The organism is Edaphovirga cremea (assembly GCF_003332275.1).
GTDB lineage: Bacteria > Pseudomonadota > Gammaproteobacteria > Enterobacterales > Enterobacteriaceae > Edaphovirga > Edaphovirga cremea.
The window spans coordinates 115,421-135,633 of record NZ_QOVA01000011.1; the positions used below are offsets into that span (position 1 = coordinate 115,421).

At 48.6% G+C, this 20,213-nt stretch carries 18 protein-coding genes and 1 pseudogene; 7 read left to right on the forward strand and 12 right to left on the reverse strand.

The features are described from left to right. Position 1 precedes the first annotated feature (1 nt). The 5 genes from fabY to typA all read right to left on the reverse strand — a co-directional run bounded on the left by fabY (position 2) and on the right by typA (position 4,974). Entirely contained in the window at positions 2 to 949 is a 948-nt protein-coding gene (gene fabY, locus DRI82_RS15675) for a fatty acid biosynthesis protein FabY (protein ID WP_114194845.1), read from the reverse strand. Between the two features lie 24 nt (positions 950 to 973). After that, positions 974 to 1,411 carry a D-aminoacyl-tRNA deacylase gene (gene dtd, locus DRI82_RS15680; RefSeq protein ID WP_114194846.1) on the reverse strand — a complete coding sequence of 146 codons (438 nt, stop codon included), beginning with the start codon at positions 1,409 to 1,411 and terminating at the stop codon, positions 974 to 976. A 7-nt stretch (positions 1,412 to 1,418) separates the two neighbouring features. Beyond that, the gene (locus DRI82_RS15685) at positions 1,419 to 2,300 is read right to left on the reverse strand and encodes a virulence factor BrkB family protein (RefSeq protein ID WP_114194847.1); all 882 of its coding nucleotides are present in this window, start codon (positions 2,298 to 2,300) and stop codon (positions 1,419 to 1,421) included. A gap of 92 nt (positions 2,301 to 2,392) precedes the next feature. Beyond that, the gene (yihX, locus tag DRI82_RS15690) at positions 2,393 to 2,980 is read right to left on the reverse strand and encodes a glucose-1-phosphatase (protein ID WP_114194848.1); all 588 of its coding nucleotides are present in this window, start codon (positions 2,978 to 2,980) and stop codon (positions 2,393 to 2,395) included. A gap of 170 nt (positions 2,981 to 3,150) precedes the next feature. After that, the gene (gene typA, locus DRI82_RS15695; RefSeq protein WP_114194849.1) at positions 3,151 to 4,974 is read right to left on the reverse strand and encodes a ribosome-dependent GTPase TypA; all 1,824 of its coding nucleotides are present in this window, start codon (positions 4,972 to 4,974) and stop codon (positions 3,151 to 3,153) included. Between the two features lie 445 nt (positions 4,975 to 5,419). Between typA and glnA the strand changes: the two genes are divergently transcribed. The 3 genes from glnA (at position 5,420) to glnG (ending at position 9,518) form a co-directional block, all read left to right on the forward strand. Next, complete coding sequence (gene glnA / locus DRI82_RS15700; RefSeq protein WP_114194850.1) at positions 5,420 to 6,829, forward strand: glutamate--ammonia ligase; 1,410 nt, start codon at positions 5,420 to 5,422, stop codon at positions 6,827 to 6,829. A gap of 218 nt (positions 6,830 to 7,047) precedes the next feature. Beyond that, positions 7,048 to 8,097 (forward strand): nitrogen regulation protein NR(II), encoded by a 1,050-nt coding sequence (glnL, locus tag DRI82_RS15705; RefSeq protein ID WP_114194851.1) that lies wholly within the window; start codon positions 7,048 to 7,050, stop codon positions 8,095 to 8,097. An 8-nt stretch (positions 8,098 to 8,105) separates the two neighbouring features. Further along, positions 8,106 to 9,518, forward strand: coding sequence for a nitrogen regulation protein NR(I) (gene glnG / locus DRI82_RS15710; RefSeq protein ID WP_114194852.1), 1,413 nt, complete (start codon positions 8,106 to 8,108; stop codon positions 9,516 to 9,518). Between the two features lie 150 nt (positions 9,519 to 9,668). On the opposite strand, the gene hemN is transcribed toward glnG, so the two are convergent. Together hemN and yihI are read right to left on the reverse strand one after the other, a co-directional pair. Next, the gene (gene hemN, locus DRI82_RS15715; protein ID WP_114194853.1) at positions 9,669 to 11,045 is read right to left on the reverse strand and encodes an oxygen-independent coproporphyrinogen III oxidase; all 1,377 of its coding nucleotides are present in this window, start codon (positions 11,043 to 11,045) and stop codon (positions 9,669 to 9,671) included. A gap of 183 nt (positions 11,046 to 11,228) precedes the next feature. Next, entirely contained in the window at positions 11,229 to 11,765 is a 537-nt protein-coding gene (yihI, locus tag DRI82_RS15725; RefSeq protein WP_114194854.1) for a Der GTPase-activating protein YihI, read from the reverse strand. A gap of 254 nt (positions 11,766 to 12,019) precedes the next feature. Between yihI and yihA the strand changes: the two genes are divergently transcribed. Continuing rightward, the gene (yihA, locus tag DRI82_RS15730; RefSeq protein ID WP_114194855.1) at positions 12,020 to 12,661 is read left to right on the forward strand and encodes a ribosome biogenesis GTP-binding protein YihA/YsxC; all 642 of its coding nucleotides are present in this window, start codon (positions 12,020 to 12,022) and stop codon (positions 12,659 to 12,661) included. Between the two features lie 250 nt (positions 12,662 to 12,911). On the opposite strand, the gene spfP is transcribed toward yihA, so the two are convergent. Together spfP and polA are read right to left on the reverse strand one after the other, a co-directional pair. Continuing rightward, complete coding sequence (spfP, locus tag DRI82_RS24850) at positions 12,912 to 12,959, reverse strand: small protein SpfP (RefSeq protein ID WP_462677094.1); 48 nt, start codon at positions 12,957 to 12,959, stop codon at positions 12,912 to 12,914. A gap of 164 nt (positions 12,960 to 13,123) precedes the next feature. Next, a complete protein-coding gene (polA, locus tag DRI82_RS15735; protein WP_114194856.1) occupies positions 13,124 to 15,919 on the reverse strand; it encodes a DNA polymerase I in 2,796 nt (931 codons plus the stop codon). Positions 15,920 to 16,434: 515 nt separating this feature from the next. On the opposite strand from polA, the pseudogene DRI82_RS24365 reads away from it, so the two are divergent. Next, a pseudogene (locus tag DRI82_RS24365) lies at positions 16,435 to 16,608 on the forward strand (acyltransferase); the annotation flags it as partial. 97 nt (positions 16,609 to 16,705) lie between these two features. On the opposite strand, the gene dsbA reads toward DRI82_RS24365, so the two are convergent. From dsbA to DRI82_RS15750, 3 genes are all read right to left on the reverse strand, one after another. Next, a complete protein-coding gene (dsbA, locus tag DRI82_RS15740; RefSeq protein ID WP_114194857.1) occupies positions 16,706 to 17,329 on the reverse strand; it encodes a thiol:disulfide interchange protein DsbA in 624 nt (207 codons plus the stop codon). 71 nt (positions 17,330 to 17,400) lie between these two features. After that, positions 17,401 to 18,387: a serine/threonine protein kinase gene (locus DRI82_RS15745; RefSeq protein ID WP_114194858.1), complete on the reverse strand. Its 987-nt coding sequence runs from the start codon at positions 18,385 to 18,387 to the stop codon at positions 17,401 to 17,403. A gap of 102 nt (positions 18,388 to 18,489) precedes the next feature. Further along, entirely contained in the window at positions 18,490 to 18,756 is a 267-nt protein-coding gene (locus DRI82_RS15750) for a YihD family protein (protein ID WP_114194859.1), read from the reverse strand. A 155-nt stretch (positions 18,757 to 18,911) separates the two neighbouring features. Between DRI82_RS15750 and mobA the strand changes: the two genes are divergently transcribed. Continuing rightward, positions 18,912 to 19,496, forward strand: coding sequence for a molybdenum cofactor guanylyltransferase MobA (gene mobA, locus DRI82_RS15755; RefSeq protein ID WP_114194860.1), 585 nt, complete (start codon positions 18,912 to 18,914; stop codon positions 19,494 to 19,496). Then, positions 19,496 to 20,017 carry a molybdopterin-guanine dinucleotide biosynthesis protein MobB gene (gene mobB / locus DRI82_RS15760; RefSeq protein WP_114194861.1) on the forward strand — a complete coding sequence of 174 codons (522 nt, stop codon included), beginning with the start codon at positions 19,496 to 19,498 and terminating at the stop codon, positions 20,015 to 20,017. The genes mobA and mobB overlap by 1 nt, the downstream gene beginning before the upstream one ends. The last annotated feature ends 196 nt before the right edge of the window (positions 20,018 to 20,213 follow it).

Consider the following 20,213-nt stretch of genomic DNA (forward strand, 5'->3'; position numbering starts at 1 on the left):
CTTATCGGATTACTACTTCAGACCCACCTTGTTCGAGAGGTTCTGACGGTTCAGCGGGTAACACCATGTAGGTTCCTTCAAATACCGCGCCTTCCTTTTCATCACCAAACAACGTGACATCAAGCTGCACGCGCGCTTTGCGCCCACGGGCGAGGCGATCGAGGTCACCACTGATTGAACTGAGATCGGCAACGGCTCGGGGCCGACCGGTTACCGGTGAACTGTAACGGATATGCGCATCCGCCAGAATAATGGTGCCGCCGAGATGACGCTCGCGAAGCAGAAGCCAAATCAATCCCCACCCCGTCAGCGTAGCCAGAGAAAACAGGCTCCCGGCAAACAGGGTGTGATGCGGATTCTGATTACCCGCTTCCGGCATCGTCGTAACAAAACGCTGTCCGGTATATTGGCTGATGCGCACACCCATTTTTTCGCTCAGCGGAATATGGTCGTACCAGGCTTGCTGCAACTGGCCACACCAATCCGGACGATGCAGGATATCGTCGAGCGTGGCGACCGGTTTAATCATCAGAAAGTGGCGCACGGGTGTCGTTTGCGGGGTGGTGATTTCCCCCTGATTCACAAAACCCAGTTTTGAGAAAAACTCCACGGCGTCTTCACGAGCGCTACATACCACACGCTTAACCCCTTCCTGCCGCGCCACAGACTCAAGAGTCATCGCGACCAATGTCCCTAGCCCTTTATCCTGAACATTGGGATCCACCGCCAGAAAGCGGATAGCGGCTTCATTATCGGCATTGATATATAAGCGACCTACTGCAACCGGTCTGCCCTCTTCATCCACCACCATTTGATGGTGGGCCATTGCATCGTAGGCATCCTTCTCAGAACCAATGGGTTGATGTAACGGCTTGCGCAGCATCTCCCAACGGAATTGGTAATAATCTTTCAGCTCTTGCTCTGTAACGGGGACTCGGAGGTGATACATATACGCCTTCTCTTTTAATTCAGCCTACACCTGCAACCAAAATGTTACGGGACCGTCATTGACCAGCGCCACTTTCATATCTGCCGCAAAACGGCCTGTTTCGGTATGGATCTCTTTTTCACGGCACTGCCCGACAAAATATTCGTATAATCGCTCTGCATCTTCGGGTAATGCACCGCGGGAGAAACTGGGTCTCAAACCTTTTCCCGTGTCGGCCACCAGCGTGAACTGGGACACAACCAACAGGCTGCCACCGATCTGCTGCAGGTTAAGGTTCATCTTGTCATTTTCATCAGAAAATAGTCGGTAATTGACTACTTTTTCGCATAGCCGCTTAGCTTTCTGTTCGTCATCGCCACTTTCCACACCCAGCAATACCAGCAATCCCGATCCGATTTCACCGCAAGTTTCCCCTGCGACAGTCACATTGGCGTTCAAAACTCGTTGAATCAAGGCAATCATAATAAATCTACTTCTCCTGCGGGGACTGGTTTGCAGCCTTGAGCTGCCGCAATGCCCTCTGCTCACCGAGCGTTACGGTAATTTCTGCACCTAACAGCACAATACACCAGCTCACATAGACCCAGAGAAACAAAATTGGGATCACGGCCAATACACCGTAGATCAATTGATAAGAAGGAAACATGGTGATGTAAAGCACGAAGCCTTTCTTACCTAATTCAAACAGCAGTGCCGCCACCAGCGCACCGATCATCGCATCGCGCACAGGTACGCGCACAGTGGGAACAATACAGTAAAGAAGCCAGAAACAAATCCACGACAAGAACAACGGCAAAACACGCAGAAGTTGATCGATCATGCTGAGCACCTCGTCAGCCGACAACCATTTTAGTGACAACAAGTATGAGCTGATCGCCATACTGGCTCCCACCAAAATCGGGCCAAGCGTCAGCACCATCCAGTACACCGCAAAAGAAAAAACGATCGGACGTTTCTTGTCGCTATTCCAGATTTTGTTTAGCACGCTGTCGACAGAAGCGATCAACAGTAAGGCCGTCACAATCAGCCCACAGGTCCCCACCGCCGTCATCTTGTTCGAGTTTTCCATAAACTGTTCAAGATAACGTTGGAGTACATCACCGGTGGCGGGCATAAAATTAGAAAAAATGAAGCTTTTCAACTGAATGCTCATTTCCGCAAATACCGGAAATACAGCAAACAGAGCAAAAACAACGGTAATCAACGGAACCAGAGACAGCAAAGAGACGTAAGCCAGATGCCCAGCCAATAGCGTCAAATCATCATTATCCACCCGTCGTATGAGCATTTTCATATAATGGGCGAATGAATGAAGCGACGACGACATGCGCACAGACAGTAACTTCGACATAGACGGCTCCTGTTTGCTGTTTTTACCGGTTAGCGCCCTGTTTTATCTCACTATTAATGTTTTATCTAGCCATTAACATTTTATCCACCCACTCAGGAAAAATAGGCAGGGATGACTGACTTGTCGGTGACCTGAACCGCTTCAATACCTAATTTGCGGGCTGCTTCAACGTTGATGGCAACGTCGTCGAAGAACACCGCCTGTTGCGCAGGAATACCTTCACGATTCAGCACATATTTGAAAACTCCCTCTTCAGGTTTTCTCATGCCGATATCTTGCGACAGATACATGTAATCTGCGGCAGCAGCGACTTCGGGATAATTTTCCGGCCAATATTCCGTGTGCAGACGATTGGTATTCGACAACACAACGACCCGATGCCCTTCGCTGCGTAGACGCTGCATAATGGCAATTACCTCGGGACGCAAGCCGATAAATAGAGCCTGCCATCCTGCAGCGAACTGTTCAAAGCTTAGTGCGATTCCCATCTCATCACACAGTTGGTTGGCGAAATCCTCGTCACTAATCTCACCGCGTTCATGCTGCTGGAAAGCCTCGCCCATATTGAAGCGCTCAGTGAGAGAGGCCAGCGGCACCCCACTCAATTTGCTCCACACGCCCAGAACACGTTTAAAGTCGATGTCGACAATCACATTCCCTAAATCAAAGATATACAACATGAGTCGCTCCTGATTTAACAATGAGATTTTACTTTAGCGGGAAATGGACGAAGATGACAGAAATGGACAAAGAGGGAATGAAAGTAATGCGAGGCAAGGCCAGATAAAAAAACAGACGCCCGGAGGCGCCATGTTTATTGGTGTTACGCGTATTGAAAGAAGATTAAAAATTACGCTTCTTTCGGACCACGGTTAGCACGTTTACGATCGTTTTCGGTCAGGTGACGTTTACGAATACGTATAGACTGCGGAGTCACTTCTACCAATTCGTCGTCATCGATGAATTCCAGAGCTTGCTCCAGAGACATTTTGATGGCCGGAACCAGAGTGGTTGCTTCGTCAGTACCAGACGCACGCATGTTGGTCAGCTTTTTACCGGTCAGACAGTTTACTGTCAGATCGTTGGAGCGTGTGTGGATACCGATGATCTGGCCTTCATACACTTCAGCACCGTGACCCAGGAATAACTTGCCGCGATCTTGCAGACCAAACAGCGCAAACGCGACTGCTTTACCCTGACCGTTGGAGATCAGCACGCCATTCTGACGCTGGCCGATTTCACCCGGACGCACATCATCATAGTGACTGAACGTTGCGTACAGCAGGCCGGTACCGGAAGTCATGGTCATGAATTCAGTACGGAAGCCAATCAAACCACGGCTTGGGATCATGTAATCCAGACGGATACGACCTTTGCCGTCAGGGATCATGTCCTTAACGTCGCCTTTACGCTCACCCATGGCTTGCATGACTGAACCCTGGTGCTGTTCTTCGATATCCAGCGTGACGTTTTCGAATGGCTCTTGCATACGGCCATCAATCTTGCGGTTGATAACTTTCGGGCGGGATACAGCGAGTTCGAAACCTTCACGACGCATATTCTCGATCAGAACCGACAGGTGAAGTTCACCACGGCCAGATACACGGAATGCATCAGCATCTTCAGTCTCTTCAACGCGCAGTGCGACGTTGTGCACCAGTTCCTTGTTCAGACGGTCAAGGATCTGACGTGAAGTCACATACTTACCTTCTTTGCCACAGAACGGCGAGGTGTTGACGCAGAAATACATGGTCACGGTTGGTTCATCAACGGTCAGCGGTGGCAGTGCTTCAACAGCACCCGCTTCACAGACGGTATCAGAGATGTTCAATTCACCCAGACCCGTGATCGCAATGATGTCACCCGCTTCAGCGGACGTGGCTTCAATACGCTCCAGACCCATGTGACCCAGCACTTTACCGACTCGACCGTTGCGGGTTTTGCCTTCGCTGTCGATCACAGTGACTTGTTGGTTAGGCTTAATCACGCCACGCTTGATGCGGCCGATGCCGATAACACCCACATAGTTGTTGTAGTCCAACTGGGAGATCTGCATCTGCAACGGGCCGTCACTGTCGACGTTCGGAGCAGGAACATGATCAACGATAGCCTGATACAGCGGGGTCATGTCTTCCGACATCTCATTATGATCGTTACCCGCAATACCCAGCAATGCAGATGCATAGATGATTGGGAAGTCGAGTTGTTCGTCAGTTGCATCCAGGTTTACAAACAGGTCGAATACCTGATCGACAACCCAGTCAGGACGCGCGCCAGGGCGGTCAACTTTGTTGATAACAACGATCGGTTTCAGACCATAAGCAAAGGCTTTCTTGGTCACGAAACGAGTCTGCGGCATCGGGCCATCCATTGCGTCAACGACCAGCAGTACCGAGTCAACCATAGACATCACACGCTCTACCTCGCCGCCGAAGTCGGCGTGTCCGGGGGTATCCACGATGTTGATACGGTAGTCTTTCCAATTAATGGCGGTGTTTTTTGCGAGGATAGTAATCCCACGCTCTTTCTCCAAATCATTGGAGTCCATTACACGCTCAGTTGCTTCAGTACGCTCACCGAACGTACCAGATTGTTGCAGCAACTTGTCGACCAGGGTAGTTTTCCCATGGTCAACGTGCGCAATAATGGCGATGTTACGCAAATTTTCGATCACAGCTTTGCCTCAGGCATTAGAAATAGCGCGCTATTGTACACGTATTAAGCGAGGGACTAAACAAGATCACAAGCATCTGTGAGAAACAACCTCTCACTGGTTAGTTTGTGATCCCTTTCACGGTGCACAACCGCCCCTCGCCCCCTCAATTGCACCATCACAGTGCAACACTATCGCGCAAACGCACAATTATAGTGCAAAGTCTCAGTAATGGTGCATACTTTCCGTGGGTAATATTGCCGCAATGTCGCTGAATACGGGCATTATGAAAGTTGGCACACTTCTCGCTTATGTCCTGACAGATGAAATAAGTACCAATAGCGAATTAAGTACTAATAAAGCGAAATGAGTCCTAACCGGCAAAATAGCTTTTAAAAGGCGAAACGCCCTTTCCATTACGGTAATTCGTTCCACGACGACAAAGAGAAATCCGGGAGAAACAAGTATGTCCGCTGAACACGTTTTCGCGATGATGAATGAGAATGAAGTGAAATTCATTGACTTGCGTTTCACAGATACCAAGGGCAAAGAACAACACGTCACGATTCCTTCACATCAAGTTAATGCTGACTTCTTCGAAGAAGGGAAGATGTTTGATGGTTCCTCTATTGGTGGCTGGAAAGGTATCAACGAATCTGACATGGTTCTGATGCCAGATGCCACCACTGCCGTAATGGATCCGTTTTATGAAGAATCAACGCTGATCATTCGCTGTGACATTCTTGAGCCAACCACGCTGCAAGGCTATGACCGTGACCCACGTTCAACGTCCAAACGCGCTGAAGACTTTCTGCGTTCTTCCGGTATCGCGGACACCGTCCTGTTCGGGCCAGAACCTGAATTCTTCCTGTTTGATGACGTTCGCTTCGGCAGCAGTATCTCCGGTTCCCACGTTGCTATCGATGATATCGAAGGCGCATGGAACTCAGGCACCAAATACGAAGGCGGCAACAAAGGGCACCGTCCTGCAGTAAAAGGCGGTTACTTCCCAGTTCCTCCGGTCGATTCCGCACAGGATCTGCGTTCTGCCATGTGTCTGACCATGGAAGAGATGGGCCTGGTTGTTGAAGCTCACCACCACGAAGTGGCGACAGCAGGTCAGAACGAAGTGGCTACCCGCTTCAACACCATGACCAAAAAAGCTGACGAAATCCAAATCTACAAATACGTGGTGCACAACGTTGCCCATGCATTTGGCAAAACCGCGACCTTTATGCCAAAACCTATGTTTGGCGACAATGGCTCCGGTATGCACTGCCACATGTCTTTGTCCAAGGGCGGCACTAACCTGTTCTCTGGCGACAAATACGGCGGCCTGTCTGAAACTGCCCTGTTCTACATCGGCGGTATCATCAAGCACGCCAAGGCAATCAACGCCTATGCCAACCCAACCACCAACTCTTACAAGCGTCTGGTCCCAGGTTACGAAGCACCTGTTATGCTGGCTTACTCAGCCCGTAACCGTTCTGCTTCTATCCGTATCCCACACGTTTCCAGCCCTAAAGCTGTGCGCATTGAAGCTCGCTTCCCGGACCCGGCAGCCAACCCATACCTGGCGTTTGCTGCACTGCTGATGGCTGGCCTTGACGGCATCATCAACAAGATCCACCCAGGCGACGCAATGGACAAAAACCTCTACGATCTGCCGCCAGAAGAAGAGGCTGAAATTCCAAAAGTTGCAGGTTCTCTGGAAGAAGCATTGAATGAACTTGATGCCGACCGTGAGTTCCTGACCCGTGGTGGTGTGTTCTCTGACGACGCGATCGATGCTTACATCGCACTGCGTAAAGAAGAAATGGATCGCGTGCGCATGACTCCGCATCCGGTTGAGTTTGAGCTGTACTATAGCGTTTAAGTAAAACAGTATTTAAGTAAAACAGTTTTAAGCAAAACAGCGTCCAGGCGATAACGCTTGCGACGTTCAAGAGTTAGCTTTTTGTTGCCGTGGAAACTTTCAGCCCATCTTCGGATGGGCTTTTTTCTCCACATTATCCCGGCAAAATTTCTCTGATCAGCGATACTCTGTGATCAGGCATGATAAAATGCACCACGAAGGTGCAGGAGACTGCTTTTATGGCAACTGGCAAGCTGCCCGATGCTGGGCAGATCCTTAATTCGCTCATTAATAGTATTCTGCTATTAGATGAGGATTTGGCAGTTCATTATGCTAACCCTGCAGCTCAGCAGCTGTTAGCCCAAAGTTCTCGTAAACTTTTCGGTACACCTTTGCCGGAATTATTAGGTTATTTCTCGCTCAATGTAGAAATGATGCGTGAGAGTTTGGCCGCCGGACAAGGTTTTACGGATAACGAAGTCACATTAGTCGTTGATGGACGAGCGCATATCCTCTCATTGACGGCTCAGGCATTGCCTGAGAATTTCTTGCTGATTGAACTGGCGCCTATGGATAATCAACGCCGGTTAAGTCAGGAACAGTTGCAACATGCGCAGCAGGTTGCCGCTCGCGATCTCGTGCGGGGATTGGCACATGAGATAAAAAACCCACTCGGCGGACTGCGGGGTGCTGCACAACTTCTTTCCAAAGCCTTACCCGATCCTGCATTGAATGAATATACCAAGGTGATTATTGAACAGGCTGACCGTCTGCGTAATCTGGTTGATCGGTTGTTAGGACCGCAACGTCCGGGTCAGCACATAACCCAAAGTATTCATCAGGTTGCAGAGCGCGTTTGTCAGTTGGTTTCAATGGAGAAACCGGACAATGTCACACTGGTGAGAGATTACGACCCAAGTTTGCCCGAGTTGGCACATGACCCTGATCAGATTGAACAGGTGCTGCTTAATATCACCCGTAATGCCTTACAGGCGTTAGGGCCGCAGGGAGGCACCATTACGCTCAGGACCCGAACCGCATTTCAGATAACTTTGCATGGCGTTCGCTATCGTCTGGCTGCACGCATTGATGTCGAAGATGACGGTCCTGGCGTTCCTTCCCACTTACAAGACACGCTGTTCTACCCAATGGTCAGTGGTCGCGAAGGAGGAACCGGTCTCGGTTTGTCCATTGCACGAAACTTGATTGACCAGAATTCTGGGAAGATCGAATTTAACAGTTGGCCAGGTCATACCGAGTTCTCGGTTTATCTGCCTATTCGCCAGTGAGGTTCACTATGCAACGAGGGATTGTCTGGATCGTCGATGACGATAGCTCCATCCGCTGGGTGCTTGAACGCGCTCTCACTGGGGCTGGTTTGAGCTGCACCACCTTTGACAGCGGCAACGAAGTATTGGATGCCATCGCCACTCAGACCCCCGACGTGCTGCTTTCCGATATCCGCATGCCGGGAATGGATGGCTTGGCGCTACTGAAACAGATCAAACAGCGCCACCCGATGCTTCCGGTCATCATAATGACCGCGCATTCCGATTTGGATGCTGCGGTCAGCGCTTATCAGCAGGGTGCGTTCGATTACTTGCCAAAACCCTTTGATATCGACGAAGCCGTTGCGTTGGTTGAACGCGCAATCAGTCACTATCAGGAACAGCAACAGCCTCCCCGCACTCAGCCTGCCAGTGGCCCAACCGCCGATATCATTGGCGAAGCCCCGGCAATGCAGGATGTTTTCCGCATTATTGGCCGCCTTTCACGTTCATCGATCAGCGTATTGATCAATGGTGAATCGGGAACGGGTAAAGAGTTGGTGGCTCACGCCTTGCACCGACACAGCCCACGAGCCAAAGCGCCTTTCATTGCCCTGAATATGGCTGCCATTCCCAAGGATTTGATTGAATCCGAGCTGTTTGGTCATGAAAAAGGGGCGTTTACCGGCGCTAACCAAATTCGTCAGGGACGTTTTGAACAGGCCGATGGTGGAACTCTCTTCCTGGATGAAATTGGGGATATGCCGCTGGATGTGCAGACCCGTTTGCTGCGTGTTCTGGCCGATGGCCAGTTTTATCGCGTGGGCGGTTATGCGCCCGTCAAAGTGGATGTGCGCATTATTGCCGCAACTCACCAGAATCTGGAGTTGCGCGTTCAGGAAGGTAAATTCCGCGAGGATTTATTCCATCGGCTCAATGTTATCCGCGTGCATTTACCTCCGTTGCGTGAGCGTCGTGAAGATATCCCCCGGCTCGCCCGCTACTTCTTGCAAGTCGCTGCCAAAGAACTGGGTGTGGAAGCAAAAAATCTTCATCCTGAAACGGAAACCGCGCTTACCCGTTTGCCATGGCAAGGTAACGTTCGTCAATTAGAGAACACCTGCCGCTGGCTAACGGTGATGGCGGCGGGTCAGGAAGTGCTGATCCAGGATCTCCCGAGCGAGTTGTTTGAAACAACCGCACCGGAATCCGCGGGTCAAAGCTTGCCCGACAGTTGGGCAACATTACTGGCACAGTGGGCCGATCGCGCGCTGCGTTCCGGTCATCAAAACCTGTTATCTGAAGCACAGCCGGAAATGGAGAGAACGCTTCTCACTACGGCATTGCGTCATACCCAAGGGCACAAGCAGGAAGCCGCGCGGCTTCTGGGTTGGGGACGAAATACCCTGACTCGCAAGCTGAAAGAATTGGGAATGGAGTAGTGAGTGAGTGAGTTAGTGAGTTAGTGAGTTAGTGAGTTAGTGAGTTAGTGAGTTAGTGAGTTAGTGAGTTAGTGAGTAGTTGGAAATCTTTTGGTCGGATTATTTCAAATCAAAGCAGCCGCGCAATGCGGCTGTTTTTTCATCGGGAACTCAAATCACGCGGGAGAACTGCTGTTGCCTCGCCTGTTTACGCAGGTAGACATCAAAACACATGCAGATATTGCGAATCAGTAAACGCCCACGCGGCGTCACCTGAATGCCTTCCTTCGAGCACGCCACCAGCCCGTCTTTTTCCAGCGGTGCCAACAAAATCAGATCCTCGGCAAAATAATCGGCAAAGGTAATCGCGTATTTTTGCTCGATAGGGGCATAGTCCAGACTGAAATTACAGATCAGCGTCTTAATGACATCGCGGCGGATACAGTCATCATGACTCATCTCCAGCCCGCGCCACAACGCATTACCCCGTTCAGTTACCTGGGCGTAATACGTTTTGAGGTCCTTTTCATTCTGCGCATAGCTGTCACCGAGCATACTGATTGCCGAAACACCCAGTCCCAACAATTCACTGTCACCCTGCGTGGTATAGCCCTGAAAATTACGGTGAAGTTTACCCTCACGCTGGGCAATCGCCAGTTCATCATCAGGTTTCGCAAAGTGATCCATACCAATAAACTGGTAGCCAGAGGACGTCAGTGACGCAATAGTCTGCTGAAGGATCTCAAGTTTTTGCTCCGCACTCGGCAGATCTGCATCTTTAATCTTACGCTGGGCAGCAAACAGCTTCGGCATATGCGCATAGTTGAATACGCTAAGCCGATCGGGATTCAATTCCGCCACGCGTTGCAGCGTATAGGCAAAACTTTCGGGGGTCTGTTTTGGCAATCCGTAGATCAAATCTATATTGGTTGAATTGAAACCCAGCGCCCGCGCCCGTTCAATCAACGCAAAAATAAACGCCTCATCCTGCTCGCGATTGACCAGTCGCTGAACCTCTTTATTGAAGTCCTGCACCCCCATACTCAGGCGGTTGAATCCTTCGCTGCGCAGATGATCGAGGACGTCCAGCTCAATTTCACGCGGATCGACTTCCAGGGATTGCTCCGCATTTGGCAGGAACTCAAAATGACCGCGCAGAAGGCCCATCAAACGGCTTATCTGGGCTTTATTGAGATAAGTGGGAGTCCCACCACCCCAATGAAGTTGACTCACCTGACGGCCTTTAAACAGCGCCGCACGCTGGCGAATCTCCAACTCCAATACGTTGAGGTATTCTTCCGCTTTCTGCTGCTGTCGGGTGACCAGCTTATTGCAACCACAGAAGTAACACAGCTTATGGCAAAAAGGAATGTGGACGTAAAGCGAAACAGCACGCTGCGGATAACGTTCTGCAGCCCGTTGAAAGGCTGCATTGTCATAATTTTCGCTGAATTCGAGAGCCGTTGGATACGACGTGTAACGTGGCCCGGAATAGTTATATTTTTGAATCAGTGACAGATCCCAGACAATCGCCTGCTCAGACTTCATTGCTCACTCCTTCCGATATTTTTTCCTACCGGGTCGGTTAAGCGGCAGTGTTTTAACATGCCTGGCCACGGTAGCTCTGCGCAAACGAGCTTTCGTTTGCGACAGTCGCCATAGTTTACCGAATAACCAAATCAGATAACACACAAGCAGTATGGCTATTAATGGAATCAGCCAGGACACGGGTTAAAATACGTCTTTCGGGTTACCGCGTTTCAGAAGTTGCAGCATATCTTCGTTCTTCTCTACTTCATCAACCTCATCATCTTCATCACCCAGTTCGATACCGAGTTGATCCATCAGCACATCAATACGATCGAGGGTCAGATCGACAAATGCCTGATCTTCAGCATTAAGCGTCTCGCCGTCGTCTAACTTGTCGAGCAACGCATCCAAACGCGGATCGTTTTCCAGCTTGGTCAGTTCTTCTTCTGGTGACAGACGTGGTTTCTCTTCCGGCTTCGGTTTGACCGCTTTTTTATTGACGGTTTCAACCAGTAACGGAACCGGTTTTTTACTCCCTATACGAGGATCGGCATTTTTACACTGGGCGTTAGCTGCGTTCTTGTCAGCATCCACATTCGTACGAGAACCGGAAACATGTCCACGGTGTTTCTTCTGACGCTTACGCTCACGGGCTTCTAGATCCAGCTCAACACGGCTTTTCTTTTTGTTCTTGGCGGTCGCCGCTTTTGCGCGCGGTGCTTTCGGTGACTGGTTCATGGCATTCACTCTCAGGGATGTACATTCAGTATAGAATTGCGGCGGAATCTAGCAGAAAGCAGACAAAGAAAAAAGGTGGCAGATTGCGCTCCCCGCTTTTTTTGCTGATATCTGGTAGATATTCCGAGCCGGCTCGAGAAATCCTTCTCTTTTATCACTCACTTCGGCGATTAAAAAAACAAACTCGCCTTTTTTCTTACCGTAACAGTTATAATCGCCTCCCAGATACTCAGCGCCCGACGGAGACCAACGTTTTGACCAGCCAAACTTTTAACTATCATGTGACTCATTTTGTCATCAGCGCCCCGGATATTCGTCACTTGCCTGGAGATGAAGGTATTGAAGTCGCATTTGCTGGCCGCTCAAACGCAGGGAAATCCAGCGCGCTGAATACGCTCACCAACCAGAAGAGTCTGGCGAGAACCAGTAAAACCCCAGGCCGTACCCAGTTGATTAACCTGTTTGAGGTTAAGGAGGGCGTACGTCTCGTTGACTTACCCGGTTACGGTTATGCAGAAGTCCCGGAAGAGATGAAGCGCAAGTGGCAGCGCGCCTTGGGTGAATATCTGCAAATGCGTAACTGCCTTAAAGGCCTGGTGGTATTGATGGATATCCGCCATCCCCTGAAAGATCTCGATCAGCAGATGATTCAATGGGCTGTCGATGTCAACTTGCCTGTTCTGGTGTTGTTGACCAAAGCCGACAAACTGGCCTCTGGTGCGCGCAAAGCTCAGGTCACCATGGTGCGTGAAGCCGTGATTTCTTTCGGTGGCGACATTCAGGTTGAGGCATTCTCATCCCTGAAAAAGTTCGGTGTCGATAAACTGCAACAGAAGCTGGATCATTGGTTCAGCCAAATTCCTCCAGAAGTTCTGGCAGAAGAAGCGGCTGAATAATATTTCACCCTTCCATTGCACAAACTCCCCTTTCAGGCGGCCTTTTGGTCGCCTGACTTATTTGTGTCATGAAATTACATGCTACAAATTTGGCAAACGCAGTTTTCCGCCAGCATTTTTACTGTTGTGTGTACATATTCAGGAAAAAAACGAGATCGGAAAGAAGCAGGAAAAGATGGAGGGGAGAAAAAAACATGACTGATTTACAAGAAAAAACGCCCCAGTCAAAACTGACTGGGGCGGCTAATATTCAGCCAAATCCGATTACTTGAAGTAAAAGGTCTGAAAGATAGAACATCTTACCTCTGTACCCTACGACTCTAACTTTACATCATTTTTTCGCAGTGCAAAAGAATTTTTTGTAGTTTACTTACACAAATTTGCGTTCTTATTGTGAGCAGTTCTACGTAAATGGGTCTAATAATGTAGCTTAATTACAAAAACAGCTTAAGTTATCACCACTTAGTGTGCCTGATCCCAATTCTTCCCTACTCCCACATCGACTTTCAGTGGCACAGCCAAACTCATGCTTTGTTCCATTATCTGACGAATCCGCTCGGAGGCAGTTTCGATGACCGATTCATGAACTTCAAAAACCAATTCATCGTGCACTTGCATGATCATGCGAACCAACGGTTTTTCCTGCTGCTGGAGCCAACTATCTACGGATATCATCGCTCTTTTAATGATGTCTGCTGCAGTACCCTGCATAGGGGCGTTAATCGCTGCTCGTTCTGCACCTTTACGCCGCATCCCATTGCTTGAGTGAATATCTGGCAAGTAGAGCCTGCGTCCGTCAAGCGTGGTGACGTAGCCCTGCTCAGCGGCTTGCTTGCGTGTCCGCTCCATGTATTCCAATACGCCAGGGTAACGCTCAAAGTAACGATCCATATAGCGTTGCGACTCACCGCGTGGAATACCGAGTTGGCGGGAAAGGCCAAATGCGCTCATTCCGTAAATCAAACCAAAGTTTATAGCCTTGGCACTACGCCGTTGCTCACCCGTTACTTTTTCCAATGAAAGCCCGAACACTTCTGCCGCTGTCGCCCGGTGGATATCCAGCCCCTCAGCAAATGCTTTTAACAAACCGGCATCCTGAGAAAGGTGCGCCATAATCCGTAATTCAATTTGCGAATAGTCGGCAGCAACAATGCAATAATCCTTCGGCGCAATAAATGCCTGCCGGATACGACGGCCTTCATCATTTCGTACCGGAATATTTTGCAAGTTGGGATCGGTTGACGATAAGCGACCGGTGGCCGTAACTGCCTGATGATATGACGTGTGGACACGTCCCGTTACCGGATTAATCATCAGCGGAAGCTTATCGGTGTAGGTGGTTTTGAGTTTGGCTAAACCACGATACTCAAGAATCACTTTCGGCAACGGGTAATCGAGCGCAAGTTCAGCCAGAACTTCTTCGTTCGTTGAAGGTGCTCCGCCAGGTGTTTTTTTCAGAATCGGCAGGTTTTGTTTTTCGTACAAAATGGCCTGTAGCTGCTTGGGAGAAGCCAGATTAAACGGCTCTTCAGCCAGCTCATGCGCCTTGATTTCAAGTTCTGCCAAACGCACCGTTAATTCTTTGGAGTGCGTCGCCAGAATTGACTGATCAATCAAGACGCCAGTGCGTTCGATGTGAGACAGCACTGGCAACAAGGGCATTTCGATTTCCTGAAAGACTTTCTTCAGCCCCTCACTCTCTTCCAACTTTGGCCATAATGCCAAATGCAGTTGCAAGGTAACATCCGCATCTTCCGCCGCATAAGGAGCCGCTTGTTCCAAGGCGATTTGGTTAAACGTAAGCTGATTTTTACCCTTGCCTGCAATCTCTTCGAAACTGACTGTCTTATGGCCCAGATGGCGATCTGCCAGGCTGTCCATATCATGACGTCCAGAAACGCTGTCCAGGACGTAAGATTCAAGCATGGTGTCGAAAGCGACGCCACGAAGCTCAATGTCATAACGCTTGAGAACACCCTGATCAAATTTCAGGTTTTGCCCTACTTTGTGTGCATTCTCATCTTCAAGAAGCGGTTTTAGCTTCTTCAAGACTTCAGCCCGATCCAACTGAGCGGGTGCGTCCAGATAGTCATGCGCCAATGGCAAATAGGCCGCTTTACCTGGCTCTACGGCAAAAGAGACGCCAACCAAATTTGCCGTCAGGGTATCAAGAGAATCCGTCTCAGTATCAAATGCGAAAACTTCGGACGTACGCAATATTTCAAGCCAGCGATCAAAGGTCTGCTCATCGAGAATAGTTTCATAGCCATCTTGCGACAACTGGTTACGCTCTACCTCGGTTTCTGCAACAACTACTATCTCTTCAGCCCCTTTTTTCTTCGCTGCTGACGGCGCTTTTTTCCCATTCAACCACTTGCCATCCTCCAAATCGCTCAACCAACGTTTGAACTCATAACGGCTGAACAGAGTACGCAATTGATCGATATCCGGTGACGTGACGGTCAGTTGATCACAGGTGATATCCAGCTCAACGTCAGTTTTGATGGTCGCCAACTGGTAGGAAAGAAATGCAACATCCTTATTTTGTTCCAGTTTTGCGCCCATATTTTTGGCACCGCGAAAACTCAGCGTTGCGACATCATCAAGATTGGCATACAGCTTTTCCAGCCCGCCAATGCCTTGCAGTAGCGCCTGCGCGGTTTTTTCACCGACACCCGGCACACCGGGAATATTGTCGGAAGCGTCGCCCATCAATGCAAGGTAATCAATAATCAACTCAGGAGGAATACCATACTTCTCAACCACTTCATCCGGGCCAAGAATCACATTGTTCATGGTATTTATCAGGGTAATATTTGGCGTGACCAACTGCGCCATATCTTTGTCGCCCGTACTGATTAATACGGGCTGCCCGAGTTTCTCAGCCTCAAGAGCCAATGTACCAATGACATCATCGGCCTCAACACCGGTTACCACCAAGAGCGGCATCCCTGCAGCTTTCACCATTTCGTGCAAAGGTTCTATCTGTGCACGAAGATCGTCAGGCATCGGTGGACGATGGGATTTATACGCCGCAAATAAATCATCTCGGAAGGTTTTGCCTTTAGCATCAAAAACGACCGCAACATGCGTCGGTTGATACTGTTGCAGCAAGCTTTTGAGCATGTTCATTACGCCGTACATGGCGCCTGTCGGCTCCCCTACACTGTTAGTCAGAGGAGGAAAAGCATGGTACGCACGGTAAAGATACGACGAACCATCAACCAGGATCAGGGGATTTTCTGCTATCTGTGCCATAAGGGGTCTTTTGCTAGTAGGTCCATGCCGTAAGCATGCCATAGCTGACGCGAAAGACGAACCTTGACGTCGGAATCTGTTGAAGAAGGTATCAATTTTGCGAAAGGATCCGCAAGATCCGCCCTGTGGATAAGTTTGTGAGTAAAAAAACAGACTTAATATAAATTTACACTATGTTTTTAAATATCAAAAATTAATCTGTTTTATTTCATAAAGTTAAGAGTTTTCTGGTTTTTACTCTTTGTCATATCTCTTTAATGTGTTTTGTGGATATAACTTATATATCCATTTTATTCACTAGACCTATTTTTTTAATGGCGACGTTGGCCACGCAAACATGAATGCCATCAATATAAAATTCCATCACCTTTCAGATTCAGCCCCGATGCTCAGTTTCTGCTAAAATCGGCTTTCATGTAGCGCATGCTTTTGATACCTCGTTACGCTTTCTCACCAAAGGTCATAAATATAATGCCTTTCATGCCGCGTTATTCGCGAAATTAGTTTAATCGGATTTAAACGTTACTCTCTGTTATCCCAATAACAAAAACAGTCCGTTCATCGACATGTTCAGCGGAAGAATGAATCGAATTAGTGTACATACCGGGATGCTGCCGATTAATGCGAATCTGCACGGTGATTATCTGCGTGATAAGACATTCAAACGTCAGTTTCAGCTCTGGTTAAATTAACTGTGGATGGAAAAAGATCGGTCGCTTGAGAGAATGGGGTATATTGCAGGCAATAAAAAACGCCGGAGATCCGACGTTTTTTAGTATGGAAAAGTTACTTCTGTTGAACGAGGAATCGCACAACGTCAGCAAATTGTTTTACATAGGCATCCATAGAACTGGTATCAAGCCCATCATTTTTAATCATATACTTGCCGTTCACAAACATCGCTGGCACGCCGCGTAATCCCAAATCTTGCGCAGCTTTCTGTTGTTGTGCTACCAGGGATTTGACAACAAAGCTATTCCAGGCAGCATCATATTCTGCCGGTTTTACACCAGCCTGAATAAAGACATCACGGATATCTGCCGCTGACTGTATAGACTGCTTTTTCTGAATGGCGTCGAACATCGGTGGGCTGATTTTATCTTCAACACCCAGAGCTATCGCTACTGCCCATGCCTGAGTAAGTTCTTTACCGAATTGCCCCAAGAACTCCACATGGTACTTGGTCATTTTGGTGCCCGGCGGTAACGCTTTTCTGACGTTTTCGGACACATGATAAACCTGCTCAAACTGAAAACAGTGCGGGCAATAGAATGAGAAGAACTCCAGAACTTGCGGCTCACCAGTTACTGGTTTATCCAGAGTGACGTATTGAGAACCGTCAGTGAATTGCGTGGCAGAGGCACCGAATGCCATCATGACTCCAACCAATGCCAACCATATTTTCTTCATACAATAACGCTCTCCATTAATTTAAGCTTTAGTACGTTAATTTCAGCTTTAGGTCACACACGATTAAAGCTTTAATACATTGGCATCAGCTGCAGCGGGGGAGCCTGCAACAGCTTAACCTGTTCTGTGAATGCCGCTGTCTGCTGTAACCAAAAGTCAGCGTCTGTCATCCACGGAAAACTTCTCGGGAATGCAGGATCCTGCCAACGGCGGGTAACCCATGCAAGGTAATAAACCATACGCATTGCGCGTAATGGTTCAATCAGAGCGAGTTGCTTCTGATCAAATTCAGCAAATTCACTGTATGCTTCCAATAGGATATCGAGCTGAATAAGTTGCTCTTTCCTTTCACCATGCAGAAGCATCCATAAATCCTGTATCGCTGGACCATTTCGGGCATCATCAAGATCCACAAACATTGGACCATCGCGCCACAGAATATTTCCCGGATGACAATCGCCATGCAGCCTTAGCGGTTGCCAATCCAAATGCCAATACTGCGTGATGGTTTCGATGAGTTTGTCTGTAGCAGCCAGGAAACGATCGCGCTGTTTCACCGGAATCAAAGTGCTGGCAGCAAGAATTTGACGCGGCTGTGTTAAATATTCGTCGATCCCAATGGTTGGTCTGGCGATAAAAAGCCGCTCGCTGCCCACCTGATGGATTCGACCAAGAAACCGCCCCACCCATTCCATCTGATCCAGGTTATCTATTTCATATTGCCTTCCCCCAACACTCGGGAATACAGTGAAATAATAGCCCTTATAATGATGCAACGTTTTACCTTGTAGCGCGAGAGGGGCGACTGCAGGAACTTCAGCATCCTGCAGATCCAGCGAAAACTGGTGCTCCTCCGCGATTTGTTCTTCACTCCACCGCTCTGGACGATAAAACTTAACCACATAGCGTTTGCGTTCTTCGTCCATGAACTGAAATACGCGGTTCTCATAACTATTAAGTTCAGTCAGTCCAGATTCCGCATAAAGCCCCGCATCTTGCAGCGCATCAAGAATAAGGTCTGGTGTCAGTGCCTGGAAATTAAACGCAGAGTTGTTCATAACAACATTCATTCTAGAGTGACGCTACGGCTGAAAGATAATGAGAAATACTATCATCAATGTCCCCAACGGCACATGACGAATCAGTAACTCATTGTTTTATTACTTGATGACACCACGAGCGCGCAAAATAGCCGTTTTAAAATCATCTTCCTGGTCTTTTTTCAGACCCGGGATCTCCGCGTCACTATCGCTGCCGCGCATCTTGAGGTGATAGATCAGGATATCATCGGTTAAATCGGCGAGATCTCCATGGTAACCACTCTCTTTCGCCAGTTTTTGTACAAACTGAAGCAAATTCAATTCAGGCTCTTTTTTCCATTCTGGCTGTAACAATTCAATCAGTTCATTTAACCGATGGCAGTTCATATCATTTTCTCTTTTCACAGACATAAGTGGACAAAGTAACAGGGTTAACCGTCAAGGAAAAGAGGATGAGTTGTCAATAAAAGTAAATCCTTATTCCGCCGTAGCTTTAGCGATACAATCATTACTGTAAATATTGGCTGACGGAGAGCAAGCTTATGAGTCCTGATACTACGGGTGTTATTCTCGCCGGAGGCCGGGCTACTCGCATGGGTGGGGAAGATAAGGGATTGGTAAAATTGCAGGGTAAACCTCTGTTCATACATATTCTGGAAAAACTACGCCCCCAGGTGAGCCATCTTCTAATCAGCGCCAATCGAAATATCGATATTTATAGCCAACATCAACAGGTTGTAGCTGACATTACGCCTGATTTCGCTGGTCCTTTGGCTGGTATGCTTGCCGCGCTAAAAATTTCCCTCACTGAATGGGTCGTGTTTGTACCCTGTGATGTCCCTGATTTCCCAGTCGATCTCGTTTCTCGCTTGTGGCAAGGTAAAAAACTGGCATTGGCGGCATACGCCGATGACGGTGCAAGGGCCCATCCTACCCTGGCATTATTACACCGTAGCCTCGCCCCACAGCTTGAAGCTTTTTTGGAAAATGGCGACCGCAAGCTCATGCTATTTCTTTCCAATATCAATGCAGTGCCCGTGATATTTGCTGATCGACCAAACGCTTTCAAGAATTTGAATACTCCTGAAGATATCGCAACCTGGCATCCACAAACTGGGAATGAATGATGAAAAAATTACCACTGCCATTGCTTGGGATTGTTGCTTACAGTGGAACTGGCAAAACAACATTACTGAAAATGCTGATACCCCTCCTTCGGCAACATGATATTCGGGTTGGTCTGATCAAACATAGCCATCATGATATGGATGTAGATACGCCTGGAAAGGACAGTTATGAATTGCGTAAAGCGGGTGCAGATCAAACGATGGTGGCAAGCGATCGACGTTGGGCGCTAATGACCGAGCGTCAGGGGAAGGGATCGGTTGAGTTGGGTTATCTCGCGAGCCGGTTTGAACATTCTTCTCTGGATATGATCTTTGTTGAAGGATTTAAACATGAGCCTATTGCCAAGATCGCCCTTTTTCGGCCAGAAGTTGGCAAGCCCTTGGCCGGTCTTATCGATGAATACGTGGTGGCAATCGCCAGTAATGAGCAGATCTCTGAAACATCCCTGCCTATCTTAGATATCAATGATGCTGGAAGCATTGCACAATTTATCGTTCAGTGGCTTAAGAAACAGTACTGACAACACTCTTCGTTATGAAGCCTTTCTTATTTCACTTACTTGAATCGGCTTTCCCATTACCTATAAAGCAAAAAACCCCAGTCTTTCGACTGAGGTTCTTTACTTTGTTTGATGCCTGGCAGTTTACGCCGGGCTCCTGCCCTGCGCCCTTCGGGTCAGCGCCATGCGCTGCTCAAATCCGTTCCCGACGGATTTG

What these genes read in the sequence shown, in the direction of transcription:
- glnG (WP_114194852.1), top strand. Translation starts at nt 8,106, where the DNA reads ATGCAACGAGGGATTGTCTGGATCGTCGATGACGATAGCTCCATCCGC.
- dsbA (WP_114194857.1), bottom strand. Translation starts at nt 17,329, where the DNA reads ATGAAGAAAATATGGTTGGCATTGGTTGGAGTCATGATGGCATTCGGT.
- yihI (WP_114194854.1), bottom strand. Translation starts at nt 11,765, where the DNA reads ATGAACCAGTCACCGAAAGCACCGCGCGCAAAAGCGGCGACCGCCAAG.
- dtd (WP_114194846.1), bottom strand. Translation starts at nt 1,411, where the DNA reads ATGATTGCCTTGATTCAACGAGTTTTGAACGCCAATGTGACTGTCGCA.
- glnL (WP_114194851.1), top strand. Translation starts at nt 7,048, where the DNA reads ATGGCAACTGGCAAGCTGCCCGATGCTGGGCAGATCCTTAATTCGCTC.
- DRI82_RS15750 (WP_114194859.1), bottom strand. Translation starts at nt 18,756, where the DNA reads ATGAACTGCCATCGGTTAAATGAACTGATTGAATTGTTACAGCCAGAA.
- polA (WP_114194856.1), bottom strand. Translation starts at nt 15,919, where the DNA reads ATGGCACAGATAGCAGAAAATCCCCTGATCCTGGTTGATGGTTCGTCG.
- yihX (WP_114194848.1), bottom strand. Translation starts at nt 2,980, where the DNA reads ATGTTGTATATCTTTGATTTAGGGAATGTGATTGTCGACATCGACTTT.
- DRI82_RS15745 (WP_114194858.1), bottom strand. Translation starts at nt 18,387, where the DNA reads ATGAACAACTCTGCGTTTAATTTCCAGGCACTGACACCAGACCTTATT.
- fabY (WP_114194845.1), bottom strand. Translation starts at nt 949, where the DNA reads ATGTATCACCTCCGAGTCCCCGTTACAGAGCAAGAGCTGAAAGATTAT.
- DRI82_RS15685 (WP_114194847.1), bottom strand. Translation starts at nt 2,300, where the DNA reads ATGTCGAAGTTACTGTCTGTGCGCATGTCGTCGTCGCTTCATTCATTC.
- mobA (WP_114194860.1), top strand. Translation starts at nt 18,912, where the DNA reads ATGAGTCCTGATACTACGGGTGTTATTCTCGCCGGAGGCCGGGCTACT.
- glnA (WP_114194850.1), top strand. Translation starts at nt 5,420, where the DNA reads ATGTCCGCTGAACACGTTTTCGCGATGATGAATGAGAATGAAGTGAAA.
- hemN (WP_114194853.1), bottom strand. Translation starts at nt 11,045, where the DNA reads ATGAAGTCTGAGCAGGCGATTGTCTGGGATCTGTCACTGATTCAAAAA.
- mobB (WP_114194861.1), top strand. Translation starts at nt 19,496, where the DNA reads ATGAAAAAATTACCACTGCCATTGCTTGGGATTGTTGCTTACAGTGGA.